Annotated in this window: 12 protein-coding genes; all 12 read left to right on the forward strand. The window is 73.6% G+C overall.

Translation table 11 applies throughout. The annotated features are described in order from the left end of the window. Window positions 1–3 precede the first annotated feature (3 nt). Window positions 4–1,146: a glutamine-hydrolyzing carbamoyl-phosphate synthase small subunit gene (carA, locus tag Q3W68_RS15775; protein ID WP_302906203.1), complete on the forward strand. Its 1,143-nt coding sequence runs from the start codon at window positions 4–6 to the stop codon at window positions 1,144–1,146. Next, window positions 1,139–4,486 (forward strand): carbamoyl-phosphate synthase large subunit, encoded by a 3,348-nt coding sequence (gene carB, locus Q3W68_RS15780; protein WP_302906129.1) that lies wholly within the window; start codon window positions 1,139–1,141, stop codon window positions 4,484–4,486. Before carA ends, carB begins: the two co-directional genes overlap by 8 nt. Before the next feature lie 112 nt (window positions 4,487–4,598). Further along, on the forward strand, window positions 4,599–5,612 hold the full coding sequence (locus Q3W68_RS15785; RefSeq protein WP_302906130.1) for a quinone-dependent dihydroorotate dehydrogenase: 1,014 nt from the start codon (window positions 4,599–4,601) through the stop codon (window positions 5,610–5,612). Between the two features lie 129 nt (window positions 5,613–5,741). Then, the gene (locus Q3W68_RS15790; RefSeq protein WP_302906131.1) at window positions 5,742–7,016 is read left to right on the forward strand and encodes an adenosylmethionine--8-amino-7-oxononanoate transaminase; all 1,275 of its coding nucleotides are present in this window, start codon (window positions 5,742–5,744) and stop codon (window positions 7,014–7,016) included. Between the two features lie 87 nt (window positions 7,017–7,103). Next, complete coding sequence (gene pyrF / locus Q3W68_RS15795; RefSeq protein ID WP_302906132.1) at window positions 7,104–7,943, forward strand: orotidine-5'-phosphate decarboxylase; 840 nt, start codon at window positions 7,104–7,106, stop codon at window positions 7,941–7,943. A gap of 175 nt (window positions 7,944–8,118) precedes the next feature. Then, entirely contained in the window at window positions 8,119–8,436 is a 318-nt protein-coding gene (gene mihF / locus Q3W68_RS15800) for an integration host factor, actinobacterial type (RefSeq protein WP_013285515.1), read from the forward strand. 25 nt (window positions 8,437–8,461) lie between these two features. Then, window positions 8,462–9,013 (forward strand): guanylate kinase, encoded by a 552-nt coding sequence (locus tag Q3W68_RS15805; RefSeq protein WP_302906133.1) that lies wholly within the window; start codon window positions 8,462–8,464, stop codon window positions 9,011–9,013. 3 nt (window positions 9,014–9,016) lie between these two features. Further along, window positions 9,017–9,283, forward strand: coding sequence for a DNA-directed RNA polymerase subunit omega (gene rpoZ / locus Q3W68_RS15810; RefSeq protein ID WP_013285517.1), 267 nt, complete (start codon window positions 9,017–9,019; stop codon window positions 9,281–9,283). Between the two features lie 14 nt (window positions 9,284–9,297). Then, window positions 9,298–10,506, forward strand: coding sequence for a bifunctional phosphopantothenoylcysteine decarboxylase/phosphopantothenate--cysteine ligase CoaBC (gene coaBC, locus Q3W68_RS15815; RefSeq protein ID WP_302906134.1), 1,209 nt, complete (start codon window positions 9,298–9,300; stop codon window positions 10,504–10,506). 82 nt (window positions 10,507–10,588) lie between these two features. Next, window positions 10,589–11,794, forward strand: a complete 1,206-nt coding sequence (metK, locus tag Q3W68_RS15820) for a methionine adenosyltransferase (protein WP_030271053.1) — start codon at window positions 10,589–10,591, stop codon at window positions 11,792–11,794. 59 nt (window positions 11,795–11,853) lie between these two features. Beyond that, entirely contained in the window at window positions 11,854–13,854 is a 2,001-nt protein-coding gene (locus Q3W68_RS15825) for a primosomal protein N' (protein ID WP_302906135.1), read from the forward strand. Window positions 13,855–14,079: 225 nt separating this feature from the next. Continuing rightward, the gene (locus Q3W68_RS15830) at window positions 14,080–15,060 is read left to right on the forward strand and encodes an AAA family ATPase (RefSeq protein ID WP_302906136.1); all 981 of its coding nucleotides are present in this window, start codon (window positions 14,080–14,082) and stop codon (window positions 15,058–15,060) included. Window positions 15,061–15,097: the final 37 nt, after the last annotated feature.

Consider the following 15,097-nt stretch of genomic DNA (forward strand, 5'->3'; position numbering starts at 1 on the left):
ATGGTGAAGCGTAGATCGGCGATCCTCGTCCTGGAGGACGGGCGCACGTTCCACGGCGAGGCGTACGGCAGCGTCGGGGAGACCTTCGGCGAAGCGGTCTTCAACACCGGCATGACCGGCTACCAGGAGACGCTCACCGACCCCTCGTACCACCGGCAGGTGGTGGTGCAGACCGCGCCGCACATCGGCAACACCGGCGTCAACGGCGAGGACGACGAGTCCGACCGGATCTGGGTGGCCGGGTACGTGGTGCGCGACCCGGCCCGGATCAGCTCCAACTGGCGGGCCGGCGGCGGCCTGGAGGACCGGCTCGCCGCCGAGGGCGTCGTCGGCATCAGCGGGGTGGACACCCGGGCGCTGACCCGGCACCTGCGCGAGCGCGGCGCGATGCGAGTCGGCATCTCCAGCGTCGAGGACGACCCGGCCGCCCTGCTGGAGCGGGTGCGCCGTTCGCCGCAGATGGTCGGCGCGAACCTGTCCGACGAGGTGACCACCGCCAAGCCGTACGTGGTCGAGGCGCAGGGCGAGCACCGGTTCACGGTGGCCGCTGTGGACCTGGGCATCAAGCGCAACGTGCCGCGGCGGCTCGCCGCCCGCGGCGTGACCACCCACGTGCTGCCCGCCGGGTCGACGATCGAGGACCTGCTCGCCACCGGCGCGGACGCGGTCTTCTTCTCGCCCGGCCCGGGCGACCCGGCGACCGCCGACGGCCCGGTGGCGCTGGCCCGGGAGGTGCTGACCCGGCGGATCCCGCTGTTCGGCATCTGCTTCGGCAGCCAGATCCTCGGCCGCGCGCTCGGCTTCGGCACCTACAAGCTCGGGTACGGCCACCGCGGCATCAACCAGCCGGTGCTCGACCGGGCGACCGGCAAGGTCGAGGTGACCAGCCACAACCACGGCTTCGCCGTGCAGGTGCCGGGCGCCGGGGACGGCGCCGTGGTGCCGGACCAGGTGATCCAGACCGAGTTCGGCGGCGTCCAGGTGTCACACGTCTGCCTCAACGACAACGTGGTCGAGGGGCTGCGGGCCGTGGACGTGCCCGCCTTCACCGTCCAGTACCACCCGGAGGCGGCGGCCGGCCCGCACGACGCGGACTACCTCTTCGACCGTTTCGCAGAGCTGATCGAGGGGCGCACGAATGCCTAAGCGGACCGACCTCAAGCACGTCCTGGTGATCGGCTCCGGGCCGATCGTGATCGGACAGGCCTGCGAGTTCGACTACTCCGGCACCCAGGCCTGCCGGGTGCTGCGCAGCGAGGGGATCCGGGTCAGCCTGGTCAACTCCAACCCGGCGACGATCATGACGGACCCGGAGTTCGCCGACGCCACGTACGTCGAGCCGATCACCCCGGAGTTCGTCGAGCTGGTCATCGCCAAGGAGCGCCCCGACGCGCTGCTGCCGACGCTCGGCGGGCAGACGGCGCTGAACACCGCTGTCGCCCTGCACGAGGCGGGCGTGCTGGAGAAGTACGGCGTCGAGCTGATCGGCGCCAACATCGAGGCGATCAACCGGGGCGAGGACCGGCAGCTGTTCAAGGAGATCGTCGCGAAGGCCGGCGTACGGCTGGGCCTGGAGGATCCGTCCGCGCTGGTGCCGCGGTCGCGGGTCTGCCACTCGATGGACGAGGTCCGCGAGACGGTCGCCGAGCTGGGCCTGCCGGTGGTCATCCGGCCGTCGTTCACCATGGGCGGCCTGGGCTCCGGCATGGCGCACACCGACGAGGACCTGGAGCGCATCGCCGGTTCGGGCCTGGCGGCCAGCCCGGTGCACGAGGTGCTCATCGAGGAGAGCGTGCTCGGCTGGAAGGAGTACGAGCTCGAACTGATGCGCGACCGCCACGACAACGTGGTGGTGGTCTGCTCGATCGAGAACGTCGACCCGATGGGCGTGCACACCGGCGACAGCGTCACAGTCGCGCCGTCGATGACGCTCACCGACCGGGAGTACCAGCGGCTGCGTGACCTCGGCATCGCGGTGCTGCGCGAGGTCGGTGTGGACACCGGCGGCTGCAACATCCAGTTCGCGGTGAACCCGGCCGACGGCCGGATCGTCGTGATCGAGATGAACCCGCGCGTGTCGCGTTCCTCGGCGCTGGCGTCGAAGGCCACCGGCTTCCCGATCGCGAAGATCGCCGCGAAGCTCGCCATCGGTTACACGCTCGACGAGATCCCGAACGACATCACGCTGAAGACGCCTGCGGCGTTCGAGCCGTCGCTCGACTACGTGGTGGTGAAGATCCCCCGGTTCGCGTTCGAGAAGTTCCCCGGCGCCGACCCGGAGCTGACCACCACCATGAAGTCGGTGGGCGAGGCGATGAGCCTGGGCCGCAACTTCACCGAGGCGCTGAACAAGGCGATGCGCTCGATGGAAACCAAGTCATCTGGCTTCTGGACCGTCCCCGATCCCGAGGGCGCGACCCGGGAGAACACCCTCGCGGCGCTGCGCACCCCGCACGACGGCCGGCTCTACACGGTCGAGCGGGCGTTGCGCCTCGGCGCGTCGATCGCCGAGGTGTCCGAGGCGTCCGGCGGGATGGACCCGTGGTTCCTGGACCAGATCGCCTCGCTGGTCGAGCTGCGCGCCGAGATCGTGGACGCGCCGGTGCTCGACGCCGGCCTGCTGCGCCGGGCCAAGCGGGCCGGCCTGTCCGACCGGCAGCTCGCCGCGCTGCGTCCCGAGCTGGCCGCCGAGGACGGCGTCCGCACGCTGCGGCACCGGCTCGGCGTCCGGCCGGTCTACAAGACGGTGGACACCTGCGCGGCCGAGTTCGAGGCGACCACGCCGTACCACTACTCGACGTACGACTCGGAGACCGAGGTGGCGCCCTCGGCCCGGCCGAAGGTGCTCATCCTGGGCTCGGGACCGAACCGGATCGGGCAGGGCATCGAGTTCGACTACTCGTGCGTGCACGCGGTCCAGGCTCTCCGGGACGTGGACTATGAGACCGTGATGGTCAACTGCAACCCGGAGACCGTCTCCACCGACTACGACACCGCCGACCGGCTCTACTTCGAGCCGCTGACGTTCGAGGACGTGCTGGAGGTCTGGCACGCCGAGGACACCTCCGGCAAGGAGGCGGGCGGCCCCGGCGTCATCGGGGTGGTCGTGCAGCTCGGCGGGCAGACCCCGCTCGGCCTGGCGCAGCGGCTCAAGAACGCCGGCGTGCCGATCGTGGGCACCTCGCCGGAGTCGATCCACCTGGCCGAGGAGCGCGGCGCGTTCGGCGCGGTGCTGGCCCGGGCCGGGCTGCGCGCGCCCGCGCACGGCATGGCCACCTCGTACGACGAGGCGAAGGCGATCGCCGACGAGATCGGGTACCCGGTGCTGGTCCGCCCCTCGTACGTGCTCGGCGGGCGCGGCATGGAGATCGTCTACGACGACGCCACGCTGCGCGACTACATCGGCCGGGCCACCGCCATCTCGCCGGACCGCCCGGTGCTGGTGGACCGGTTCCTGGACGACGCCATCGAGATCGACGTGGACGCGCTCGTGGACGCCGACGGCGACGTCTACCTGGGCGGCGTGATGGAGCACATCGAGGAGGCCGGCATCCACTCCGGCGACTCGTCCTGCGCGCTGCCGCCGATCACCCTGGCCGGCTCGCACCTGGCCCAGGTGCGGCACTACACCGAGCAGATCGCCCGCGGCGTCGGGGTGCGCGGCCTGCTCAACGTCCAGTACGCGTTGCAGGGCGACATGCTCTACGTGCTGGAGGCCAACCCGCGCGCCTCCCGTACCGTGCCGTTCGTCTCGAAGGCCACAGCGGTGCCGCTGGCCAAGGCGGCGGCCCGGATCGCGCTCGGCGCCACCATCGCGCAGCTGCGTGCGGAGGGGATGCTGCCGCCCACCGGCGACGGCGGCACCATGCCGGCCGACGCGCCGATCGCGGTCAAGGAGGCGGTGCTGCCGTTCAAGCGGTTCCGCACCCCGTCCGGCAAGGGCATCGACGTGCTGCTCGGCCCGGAGATGAAGTCCACCGGCGAGGTGATGGGCATCGACACCGGCTTCGGTCAGGCGTTCGCCAAGTCGCAGGCCGCCGCGTACGGGTCGCTGCCGACCGCCGGGAAGATCTTCGTCTCGGTCGCCAACCGGGACAAGCGCGGCATGATCTTCCCGATCAAGCGCCTGGCCGACCTGGGCTTCGAGATCGTGGCCACCACCGGCACGGCCGAGGTGCTGCGCCGGCACGGCATCGCCTGCGAGCAGATCCGCAAGCACTACGAGTCGGGTGAGGGCGCGGACGCGGTGTCGCTGATCCTCGGCGGCGACGTGGCGCTGGTGGTGAACACGCCGCAGGGCTCGGGGGCGAGCGCCCGTTCCGACGGGTACGAGATCCGCAGCGCGGCGGTGAGCGCCGACATCCCGTGCGTCACCACGGTCCCCGGCGCGGCGGCGGCCGTCATGGGCATCGAGGCCCGCATCAACGGCGACCTGAAGGTCCGCCCGCTGCAGGACCTCCACGCCGCCCTCCGGGCGGGCGAGTGACAGCGCGCCCGACCGCGCCGATCATGAGGTTGGCGGCGGATATGGAGATCCACATCGCCGCCAACCTCATGATCAACGGGGAGATCGGCCGGACCGGGCGGAGGGCCGGGGCGTGATCTTCGAGAAGGTGGTGCGGCCCCGGCTGTTCTCGCTCGCGGGCGGGGACGCGGAGGGGGCGCACGAGTGGACGCTGGAGCGGCTCGCCGCGGTGTCCCGGCAGCCGGCGGTGCTCGCGGCGCTGCGTGCGGCGTACTTCCGGTCGGCGCCGCGCACGGTGTTCGGGGTGCGCTTCCCCAACCCGGTCGGGCTGGCGGCCGGCATGGACAAGAACGGACTCGCGTTGCCGGCCTGGCCGGCGCTGGGCTTCGGCTTCGTCGAGGTCGGCACCGTGACCGCGCACGCCCAGCCGGGCAACCCCCGGCCCCGGCTGTTCCGGCTGCGCGACAGCGAAGCGGTGATCAACCGGATGGGCTTCAACAACGCGGGCGCGGCGGCGCTCGCGGACCGGCTGGCCGCGTTGCCGCGCCCGCTCGGCGTGCCGCTGGGCATCTCGCTCGGCAAGTCCAAGGTGACCCCGCTGGACGAGGCGGTCGAGGACTACCTCGCCTCCTACCGGGCGCTCAAGGAGCACGGCGACTACTTCGCGGTGAACGTGTCCTCACCGAACACTCCCGGACTGCGGTCGCTTCAGGACCGCTCCCATCTGGACGCGTTGCTCGCCGCGCTGGTGGGGGAGAAGCCGGTGCTGGTGAAGATCGCCCCGGACCTGACCGAGCCGGCCGTGGCCGAGCTGCTGGAGGTGTGCCTCGACCGGGGCGCGGCCGGGGTCATCGCCACCAACACCACGCTCGCCCGGGACGGGCTCGCCCCGGCCGACCGGGAGCGCGCCGCCGAGGCCGGCGGGCTGTCTGGCCGGCCGTTGACCGCCCGGGCCCGGGACGTGGTCGCCTTCGTGCACCGGGAGACCGGGGGACGGCTGCCGGTGATCGGCGTGGGCGGCATCCTGCACCCCGACGACGCCACCCGCATGTTCGACGCCGGCGCCGCACTGCTCCAGCTCTACACCGGCTTCATCTACCGGGGCCCCGCCCTCACGAGAGCCATAACCCGCACCACCCGACCCTGACCCCACCCCTCCACCCCCGCGATCTTGCACTTCCGGCCCCGGCACACCGCCTCATTCCGGGCGCGGCCGGGGCGGCAACTGCAAGATCGCGGGGGAGAGGGGGAGGGGAGCGGGGGTGAAGGAGGAGACGTGACGCCCGAGGAGATCCTGGAGGCCGACCGGCGGCACGTGTGGCATCCGTACACCGCCATGCCGGCCGCGAGCGCGCCGTACGTCGTCGACAGCGCCGAAGGGGTGCGGCTGCGGCTCGCCGACGGGCGGGAGCTGGTCGACGGCATGTCGTCGTGGTGGGCGGCGATCCACGGCTACCGGCACCCGGTGCTCGACGCCGCGGTGACCGACCAGCTCGGGCGGATGAGCCACGTGATGTTCGGCGGGCTCACCCACGAACCCGCGGTACGCCTGGCGCGCACGCTCGTCGAGCTGACCCCGGACGGCCTGGAACACGTCTTCCTGGCCGACTCCGGCTCGGTCAGCGTCGAGGTCGCGGTGAAGATGTGCCTGCAGTACCAGCGGGCGCTGGGACGCCCGCAGCGCCGCCGGCTGGGCACCTGGCGGGGCGGCTACCACGGCGACACGTTCCACCCGATGAGCGTCTGCGACCCGGAGGGCGGCATGCACCACCTCTGGGGCGACGTGCTGCCCCGGCAGGTGTTCGCGCCGGTGCCGCCGCCCGGCTTCGACGCCGCGCCGGACCCGGCGTACGAGGCGGCGCTGGTGGCGGCGGTGGAGCGGCACGCCGACGAGCTGGCCGCGGTGATCGTGGAGCCGGTGGTCCAGGGCGCCGGCGGGATGCGGTTCCACCACCCGCACTACCTGCGCGTGCTGCGCGAGGTGACCCGCAGGCACGGCATCCTGCTGGTCTTCGACGAGATCGCCACCGGCTTCGGCCGCACCGGCCGGATGTTCGCCGCCGAGCACGCCGGCGTCACCCCGGACGTGCTCTGCGTCGGCAAGGCGCTCACCGGCGGGTACCTGACGCTCGCCGCGGCGCTGTGCACCCCCGAGGTGGCGCGGGCCATCTCAGCCGACGGGGTGCTGGCGCACGGGCCGACGTTCATGGGCAACCCGCTCGCCTGCGCCGTCGCCAACGCCTCCCTGGACCTGCTGCGGGCCGAGGACTGGGCGGGACGGGTGGCGGGCATCGCCGAGGGCCTGCGCGCCGGCCTGGCGCCGTTGCGGGACGCGCCCGGCGTGGCCGACGTACGCGTGCTCGGCGCGATCGGCGTGGTGCAGCTCGACCACGAGGTGGACCTGCCGCGGGCGACCGCCGCCGCGGTGGCCGAGGGGGTGTGGCTGCGCCCGTTCCGGGATCTCGTCTACACGATGCCGCCGTACGTCTGCGACGCCGCGGACGTGGCGCGGATCGCCGCCGGGGTGGCCGCGGCGGTCAAGGCCGGCTGAGCCCGGCCGGGTTCGACAGGGCGCGACGGGAGGCCCGTCGCCGCACACGCCAGGCGGCCCGGAGCCGCCGGGAGAGGGAGAGACGCGATGGAGACGTTCGGCGCCCGTCTGCACCGGGCCGTGGCGGAACGAGGGCCGCTCTGCGTGGGGATCGACCCGCACCCCGGGTTGCTGACCGCCTGGGGCCTGTCCGACGACGTGGCGGGCCTGGAGCGGTTCTGCCGCACTGTGGTGGAGGCGATCGGTGACCGGGTCGCCGTGGTCAAGCCGCAGTCGGCGTTCTTCGAGCGCTTCGGCGCCCGGGGCGTGGGTGTGCTTGAGTCAACTATCCGACAGTTGCGAGATTTGGGAGCGCTCACTCTGCTTGACGTCAAGCGCGGCGACATCGGATCGACGGTCGCCGCGTACGCCTCGGCGTACCTCGATCCATCCAGCCCTCTGTATGTCGATGCGGTCACCGCGAGCCCCTACCTGGGAGTGGGTTCGCTCGCCCCGATGTTCTCCACCGCCGCCGAGCACGGTGGCGGGGTCTTCGTCCTGGCGCTCACCTCCAACCCGGAGGGTGCCTCCGTCCAGCGCGCCGTGGGTGCCGACGGGCGCACCGTCGCGCAGACCGTTATCGACGAGATTTCCCAGCTCAACCGGGGTGCGGAGCCGCTCGGCAGCTTCGGTCTGGTGGTCGGCGCGACGGTTGGTGAGACGGGTCACGATCTGGACTCGGTAAACGGTCCGCTGCTCGCGCCGGGGCTGGGCGCGCAGGGCGGAACGCCCGCCGGGTTGCGTACCGTGTTCGGCGCCGCGCTTCCGTCGGTGCTTCCCTCGTACTCCCGGGAGGTGCTCGGCGCGGGCCCGGACCCGGCCGGCCTGCGCGCCGCCACCGAGCGGGTGCTGGCCGACTGCCGGGCCGCCCTGGGCGCGGCGGACTGACTGACGGCTCGGTCACTTTGGGTTGATCATCGCGCGTCCACGTTGCCGAAATCTCCGTTGACCGCTAGTTTTCCCCGCGCTGGGAACCACGGACCCCTTTGGTTGCCAGCGACACCACGTTTCACAGATGCGGTGGGGCGCTCAGCCCGCCGTACTAGGGACCTGAGGAGAACTGGTGCCGCTCCCGTCACTGACCCCCGAGCAGCGCGCTGCCGCGCTGGAGAAGGCTGCGGAGATCCGCAAGGCCCGCGCTGAGCTGAAGGAGCAGCTCAAGCAGGGCAAGACCACCCTCGCCACCGTCCTCGAGCGGGCCGAGTCCGACGACGTCGTGGGCAAGCTGAAGGTTTCGGCCGTGCTCCAGGCGATGCCGGGCATCGGCAAGATCCGGGCCACCCAGATCATGGAGAAGCTCAAGATCGCGGACAGCCGTCGCCTGCGCGGCCTCGGCGAGCAGCAGCGCAAGGCTCTGCTCGGAGAGTTCGCCGCCAACTGAACGGTCCGCCGTGTAGAAACAAGCGGTGAGCACGGATGACGAGGCGCGCTCGGCAGCTCGGCTCACTGTCCTGTCCGGTCCCTCCGGGGCCGGCCGGAACAGTGTCGTCGAGGCGGTCCGGGCGCGCCTTGCGTCTGTCTGGGTGCCGGTGGTCGCCACCACCCGCCCACCCCGTCCGGACGAGCGTGACGGCGTGGACCGCGTCTTCCTCGACGCGCCCGCCTTCGACCGGCTGATCGCCGCCGGGGAGCTGCTGGAGTGGTGCCGGATCGGGCCGTACCGCCGGGGCGTGCCCCGGGCCGGGGTGCGGGCGCGGCTCGCCGAGGGACGGCCGGTGCTGCTGCCGCTGGACCTGGCCGGCGCGCTGGCGGTGCGGGCGGCGGCGCCCGGCGCCCGGCTGGTGCTGCTCGCGCCGCCGGCGTACCGGGCCGACCCGGACGTGGCGGCGGTCTTCGCCCACGCCGTGGCACACGACCACACCGAGCGCGCCGCGGCCGAGCTGGTAGGATTGCTCGGTTCGTCCTTCCTGGCTCCGGCCCGACCGCCCGCGGGCGGCGCACGAGACGCAGAGGTTTAATTCGTGGGATCCATCGCCACCAACCCCGAGGGCATCACCAACCCGCCGATCGACGAGCTGCTCGAGAAGACCACCTCGAAGTACGCGCTGGTCATCTTCGCCGCCAAGCGCGCCCGTCAGGTCAACGCCTACTACAGCCAGCTCGGTGAGGGCCTCCTGGAGTACGTCGGCCCGCTGGTGGAGACCACCCCGCAGGAGAAGCCGCTCTCCATCGCCATGCGCGAGATCAACGCGGGCCTGCTCACCGCCGAGCCGACCGACCAGCCGTAACCGCGCCCGCGCCGATGCCCGCCGAGATCGTCCTCGGGGTCGGCGGCGGCATCGCCGCCTACAAGGCGTGTGAGCTGCTCCGGCTCTTCACCGAGTCGGGTCACCGGGTCCGGGTGGTGCCGACCGCCTCGGCGCTCCGCTTCGTCGGGGCGCCGACCTGGGCGGCCCTGTCCGGCCGGCCGGTTGCCGACGACGTCTGGTCCGACGTGCACGAGGTGCCGCACGTGCGGCTCGGGCAGCACGCCGACCTGGTCGTGGTCGCACCGGCCACCGCCGACCTGCTCGCCAAGGCCGCCCACGGCCTCGCCGACGACCTGCTCACCAACACGCTGCTGACCGCGCGCTGCCCGGTGCTGATGGCCCCGGCGATGCACACGGAGATGTGGGAGCACCCGGCCACAGTCGCCAACGTGGCCACGCTGCGCTCGCGGGGCGTCCGGGTGATCGAGCCCGCTGTGGGCCGGCTCACCGGGCGGGACACCGGCAAGGGCCGGCTGCCCGACCCGGCCGAGATCTTCGCGGTGGCCCGCCGGGCGCTCGCCCGCGGCGTCGAGGCCGAGGCCGACCTGGCCGGCCGGCACGTGGTGGTCACCGCCGGGGGCACCCGCGAGCCGCTGGACCCGGTCCGGTTCCTGGGCAACCGGTCGTCCGGCAAGCAGGGGTACGCGTTCGCCCGCGCCGCCGTGGCCCGGGGCGCCCGGGTCACGCTCGTCGCGGCCAACGTGGCGCTGCCCGACCCGGCCGGGGCGGACCTGGTCCGGGTGGGCACCACCGAGGAGCTGCGCTCCGCCACGCTCGCGGCGGCCGCCGACGCGGACGCCGTGGTGATGGCCGCCGCGCCCGCCGACTTCCGGCCGGCCAGCTACGCCACCGGGAAGATCAAGAAGTCCGACGACGGGGTCGCACCCACCATCGAGCTGGTCACCAACCCGGACATCGCCGCCGAGCTGGGGCGCGTCCGTCGTCCCGGGCAGGTGCTGGTGATCTTCGCCGCCGAGACCGACGACGCGGAGACCAACGGCCGGGCCAAGCTGGCCCGCAAGGGGGCCGACATGATCGTCGTCAACGAGGTCGGCGTGGACAAGGTCTTCGGCGCCGACACAAACGCGGCCACCGTGATCGGCGCCGACGGCGCCGTGCACCGGTTGCCCGAGCAACCCAAGGAGGCCCTGGCCGACGCCGTCTGGGACCTCGTCTGTCAGCGGTTGCCGTCGCGTTCCTGACGGTTGGTCGACCCGCGTTCACCGGGTCGCGGCGGAACGATGATGACTAAACTGCCGCCGAGCGACCTTTAAAAGTCTTCACATGCTTAGGAGTGCCGTGACACGTCTCTTCACGTCCGAATCGGTCACGGAGGGCCACCCGGACAAGATCGCCGACCAGATCAGTGACGGCATTCTCGACGCGCTGCTCGCCCAGGACCCGCACAGCCGGGTCGCGGTGGAGACGTTGATCACCACCGGTCAGGTGCACGTGGCCGGCGAGGTGACCACCAAGGCGTACGCCGACATCCCGACCATCGTCCGGGAGACCATCCTCGGCATCGGCTACGACTCGTCGAAGAAGGGCTTCGACGGCGCCTCCTGCGGCGTCAGCGTGTCCATCGGCGCCCAGTCGCCGGACATCGCCCAGGGTGTCGACAACGCCTTCGAGCTGCGTACCGGTGGGTCGGAGAGCGCGCTGGACGCGCAGGGCGCCGGTGACCAGGGCATGATGTTCGGCTTCGCCTGCTCCGAGACGCCCGAGCTGATGCCGCTGCCGATCGCGCTGGCGCACCGGCTGGCCCGCCGGCTCGCCGCGGTCCGCAAGGACGGCACGATCCCGTACCTGCGGCCGGACGGCAAGACCCAGGTCACCATCGAGTACGACGGGCTGCGCCCGGTCCGGCTCGACACCGTCGTCGTGTCCAGCCAGCACGCGGCGGACATCTCGCTGGAGTCGCTGCTCACCCCGGACATCCGGGACCACGTCATCGCGCCGGAGCTGGAGGGCCTCGGCCTGGAGACCGAGGGCTACCGGCTGCTGGTCAACCCGACCGGGCGGTTCGAGATCGGCGGCCCGATGGGTGACGCCGGCCTGACCGGCCGGAAGATCATCGTGGACACGTACGGCGGGTACGCCCGGCACGGCGGCGGCGCGTTCTCCGGCAAGGACCCGTCGAAGGTCGACCGGTCGGCCGCGTACGCGATGCGCTGGGTGGCCAAGAACGTGGTCGCCGCCGGGCTGGCCGAGCGGTGCGAGGCGCAGGTCGCGTACGCGATCGGCAAGGCGCACCCGGTGAGCCTGTTCATCGAGACGTTCGGCACCGAGACCGTGCCGGTCGCCTCGATCGAGAAGGCCGTGGCCGAGGTGTTCGACCTGCGTCCGGCCGCCATCATCCGGGACCTGCACCTGCTGCGCCCGATCTACCAGCAGACCGCCGCGTACGGCCACTTCGGCCGGGAGCTGCCGGAGCTGACCTGGGAGGGCACCGACCGGGCCGCCGACCTCAAGTCGGCCGCGGGAGCCTGACCGCCACCACGCGCCGCGACCGGCGACCCGCGCAGGGGTCGCCGGTCGCGCGCGTCTGCGTGGACGTGCCGCTGCCCCACCTCGACCGCCCGTTCGACTACCTGGTGCCGGAGGCGCTCGACGCCGACGCCCGGCCGGGGGTACGCGTGAAGGTGCGGTTCGCCGGGCAGCTCGTCGACGGCTGGCTGCTGGAGCGCGCCGAGTCGTCCGAGCACCCGAAGCTGGCGTACCTGGAGAAGGTCGTGTCCCCGGTGCCGGTGCTCTCGCCGGAGGTGGCCCGGCTGGCCCGGGCGGTCGCGGACCGGTACGCCGGCAGTCTCGCCGACGTGCTCCGGCTGGCGGTGCCGCCCCGGCACGCCCGCGCCGAGAAGGCCGTCACGGCGGCGGACGCGTCGCCCACCGACGCGCCCGCGCCCGCCGGCGGCAGCGAACCCGCCGGCGGCAGCGCCCTCGTCGGCGACACCGCGCCCGCCGGCAACACCGCCGACGCGGGCGGCCGGGCGGAGGTGGACCCGCGCGGCTGGCGGGACTACCCGGCCGGGCCGGCGCTGCTGCGCGCGCTCACCGACGGCAAGCCCGCCCGCGCGGTCTGGTCGGCGCTGCCGGGGGAGGACTGGGCCGACCGGTACGCCGACGCGGTCGCCGCCACGGTGGCCGGCGGCCGGGGGGCCGTGGTCGTGGTGGCCGACGCCCGTGACCTGGACCGCCTCGACGCCGCCCTGACCGCCGTGCTCGGCGCGGGACGGCACGTCCGGCTCACCGCCGCCGACGGCCCGGCCCGCCGCTACCGGGCCTTCCTCACCGCCCGGACGGGCGAGGCGAACGTGGTCATCGGCACCCGGGCGGCGATGTTCGCCCCGGTGCGGCGGCTCGGCCTGGTGGCGATCTGGGACGACGGTGACGACCTGCACGCCGAACCGCGCGCGCCCTATCCGCACGCCCGGGACGTGCTGCTCACCCGGGCCCAGCTCGGCGACATCGCCGCCCTTGTCGGCGGGTACGCCCGGACCGCCGAGGCGCAGTTGCTGGTGGAGACCGGCTGGGCGCGCGAGGTGGTGGCCGACCGGGCGGTGGTGCGTGCGCGTACCCCGGCCATGGCGCCCACCGGCGACGATCCGCAACTGGCCCGCGATCCCGGCGCGGCCTCGGCGCGGCTGCCGAGCCTGGCCTGGACCACCGCCCGGGACGCGCTGCGCGCGGACCTGCCGGTGCTGGTGCAGGTGCCGCGCCGGGGGTACGTGCCGTCGGTGGCCTGCGCCGACTGCCGCGCCCCGGCCCGCTGTCCGCACTGCGCCGGGCCGCTCGCGCTGCCGTCGGCGCAGGGCACGCCCGCCTGTCGCTGGTGCGGGCGGGTGGCCGCCGCGTACGCCTGCCCGGAGTGCGGCGGGCGGCGGCTGCGCGCGTCGGTGACCGGCGCCCGGCGGACCGCCGAGGAGCTGGGCCGGGCGTTCCCGGGCGTGCCGGTGCGGACGTCCGGCCGGGAGGACGTGCTGGCGACGGTGCCGGCCGGGGCCGGGCTGGTGATCGCCACCCCGGGCGCCGAGCCGGTCGCCGAGGGCGGCTACGGCGCGGTGCTGCTGCTCGACTCGTGGGCGCTGCTGACCCGGGCCGACCTGCGGGCCGGCGAGGAGGCGCTGCGGCGGTGGATGGCCGCCGCCGCCCTGGCCCGGCCCGGCACGGCCGGCGGCCGGGTCGTGGTGGTCGCCGACGGCGCGCTCGCGCCCGTGCAGGCGCTGCTGCGCTGGGACTCCGCCTGGTTCGCCGCCCGGGAACTGGCCGAGCGGCGGGAGCTGGGCTTCCCACCGGCGGTGCGGATGGCGAGCGTCACCGGCGCGGCCGAGGCGGTGGCCGACCTGTTCGCCGGCGCCCGGCTGCCGGGCGACGCCGAGGTGCTCGGCCCGGTGCCGGCCGACGAGGGCCGGGAGCGGATGCTGGTGCGCGTGCCCCGGTCCCGGGCCGCCGCGATGGCCGAGGCGCTGCACGCCGCCGCCGGGCGGCGCAGCGCCCGCAAGGCGGCCGACCCGGTACGGCTCCAGGTCGACCCGCTCACGCTGTTCTGATCGGACGCGACCCGCGTGACGGTGCGCACGCGCACCCTCGCGCACGGTCGTGAGCTGGGGTTTGCCGCACACCTGGTCCGGCAATCGGGTAGCGGGCGGTGATAGCATCGCCCGTCATGCCCAGCCGCGCGGTTTCCCGCGCGGGACGCGGCGCGGCGGGTGCCAGAGCACGTCGGGCCGACACTCGATGTCGTCAGTCAGCCGGTGAGCAGGGGTGGACCAGTCGTGACCGTTCGTCAGTCGATCGTCTTCAACGGTGACCTCGGCAGTGGCAAGAGCACCGTCTCGGTCGAGATCGCCAAGCGGCTCGGGCTGCGCCGGGTCAGCGTCGGCGACCTCTACCGCCAGATGGCCCAGGAGCGGCAGATGACCGCCCTCCAGCTCAACCTGCACGCCGAGCTGGACCAGGCCGTCGACGGCTACGTCGACCAGCTCCAGCGCGACATCGCCGCCTCCGGCGAGTCCCTGGTCATGGACTCCCGCCTGGCCTGGCACTTCTTCACCGACGCGCTCAAGGTGCACATGATCACCGAGCCGACCGAGGCGGCCCGGCGGGTGCTGGCCCGCCCGTCCGGCCCGGCCGAGAGCTACACCTCGCTGGAGGAGGCGCGGGCCAAGCTGCGTGAGCGCAGCGAGAGCGAGCGCAGCCGGTTCATCGTCCGGTACGGCGTCGACAAGGCCCGCCTGCGCAACTACGACCTGGTCTGCGACACCACGCGGGCCGACCCGGAGCAGGTCATCGCGCACGTCATCGACGTCTACGAGGGCCGCCTGGGGGCGGACGTGCTGCGCGCCGGCCAGCCGTTGCTGCTGCTCGACCCGACCCGGGTGTACCCCACCGAGGACGTGTCGACGCTACGCGGCCTCTGGGACTCCGAGGCCGCCGCCGAGGCGGCCGGCAGCGTCGGCGAGCCGGAGCCGCTGAGCATCGGCTACACCGGCGAGTACTTCTTCGTGGTGGACGGGCACCGGCGGCTCAGCGCGGCGGTGCGCGCCGGGCTGCCGATGGTCCCGGCCCGGCTGGTCGCCGAGGTGGAGGAGCCGGTGGTCGGCGGCATCAGCGCTGTCGACTTCTTCACCGCGCAGGCGCGCCCGGGGCTGATCCACGACTGGGAGGACGCGCACGGCATCACGCTGCCGCTGCCGGAGCACGCGCTGCTCGGCGGCGGCCCGGTGCTCGCCGGGGAGCCGGGCGCCGGCGCCTGACCGCGCGCGATACCGCCACCTCGCCGTCACGGGTTCA

This window comes from Micromonospora sp. C28ISP2-4 (assembly GCF_030519385.1).
In the GTDB taxonomy this organism is placed as follows: Bacteria; Actinomycetota; Actinomycetes; order Mycobacteriales; family Micromonosporaceae; genus Micromonospora; species Micromonospora tulbaghiae.

Bases quoted from the DNA above. Each gene is read 5' to 3' on its own strand.
- metK (WP_030271053.1), top strand. From the start codon at position 10,589: ATGCTTAGGAGTGCCGTGACACGTCTCTTCACGTCCGAATCGGTCACG.
- coaBC (WP_302906134.1), top strand. From the start codon at position 9,298: ATGCCCGCCGAGATCGTCCTCGGGGTCGGCGGCGGCATCGCCGCCTAC.
- pyrF (WP_302906132.1), top strand. From the start codon at position 7,104: ATGGAGACGTTCGGCGCCCGTCTGCACCGGGCCGTGGCGGAACGAGGG.
- carB (WP_302906129.1), top strand. From the start codon at position 1,139: ATGCCTAAGCGGACCGACCTCAAGCACGTCCTGGTGATCGGCTCCGGG.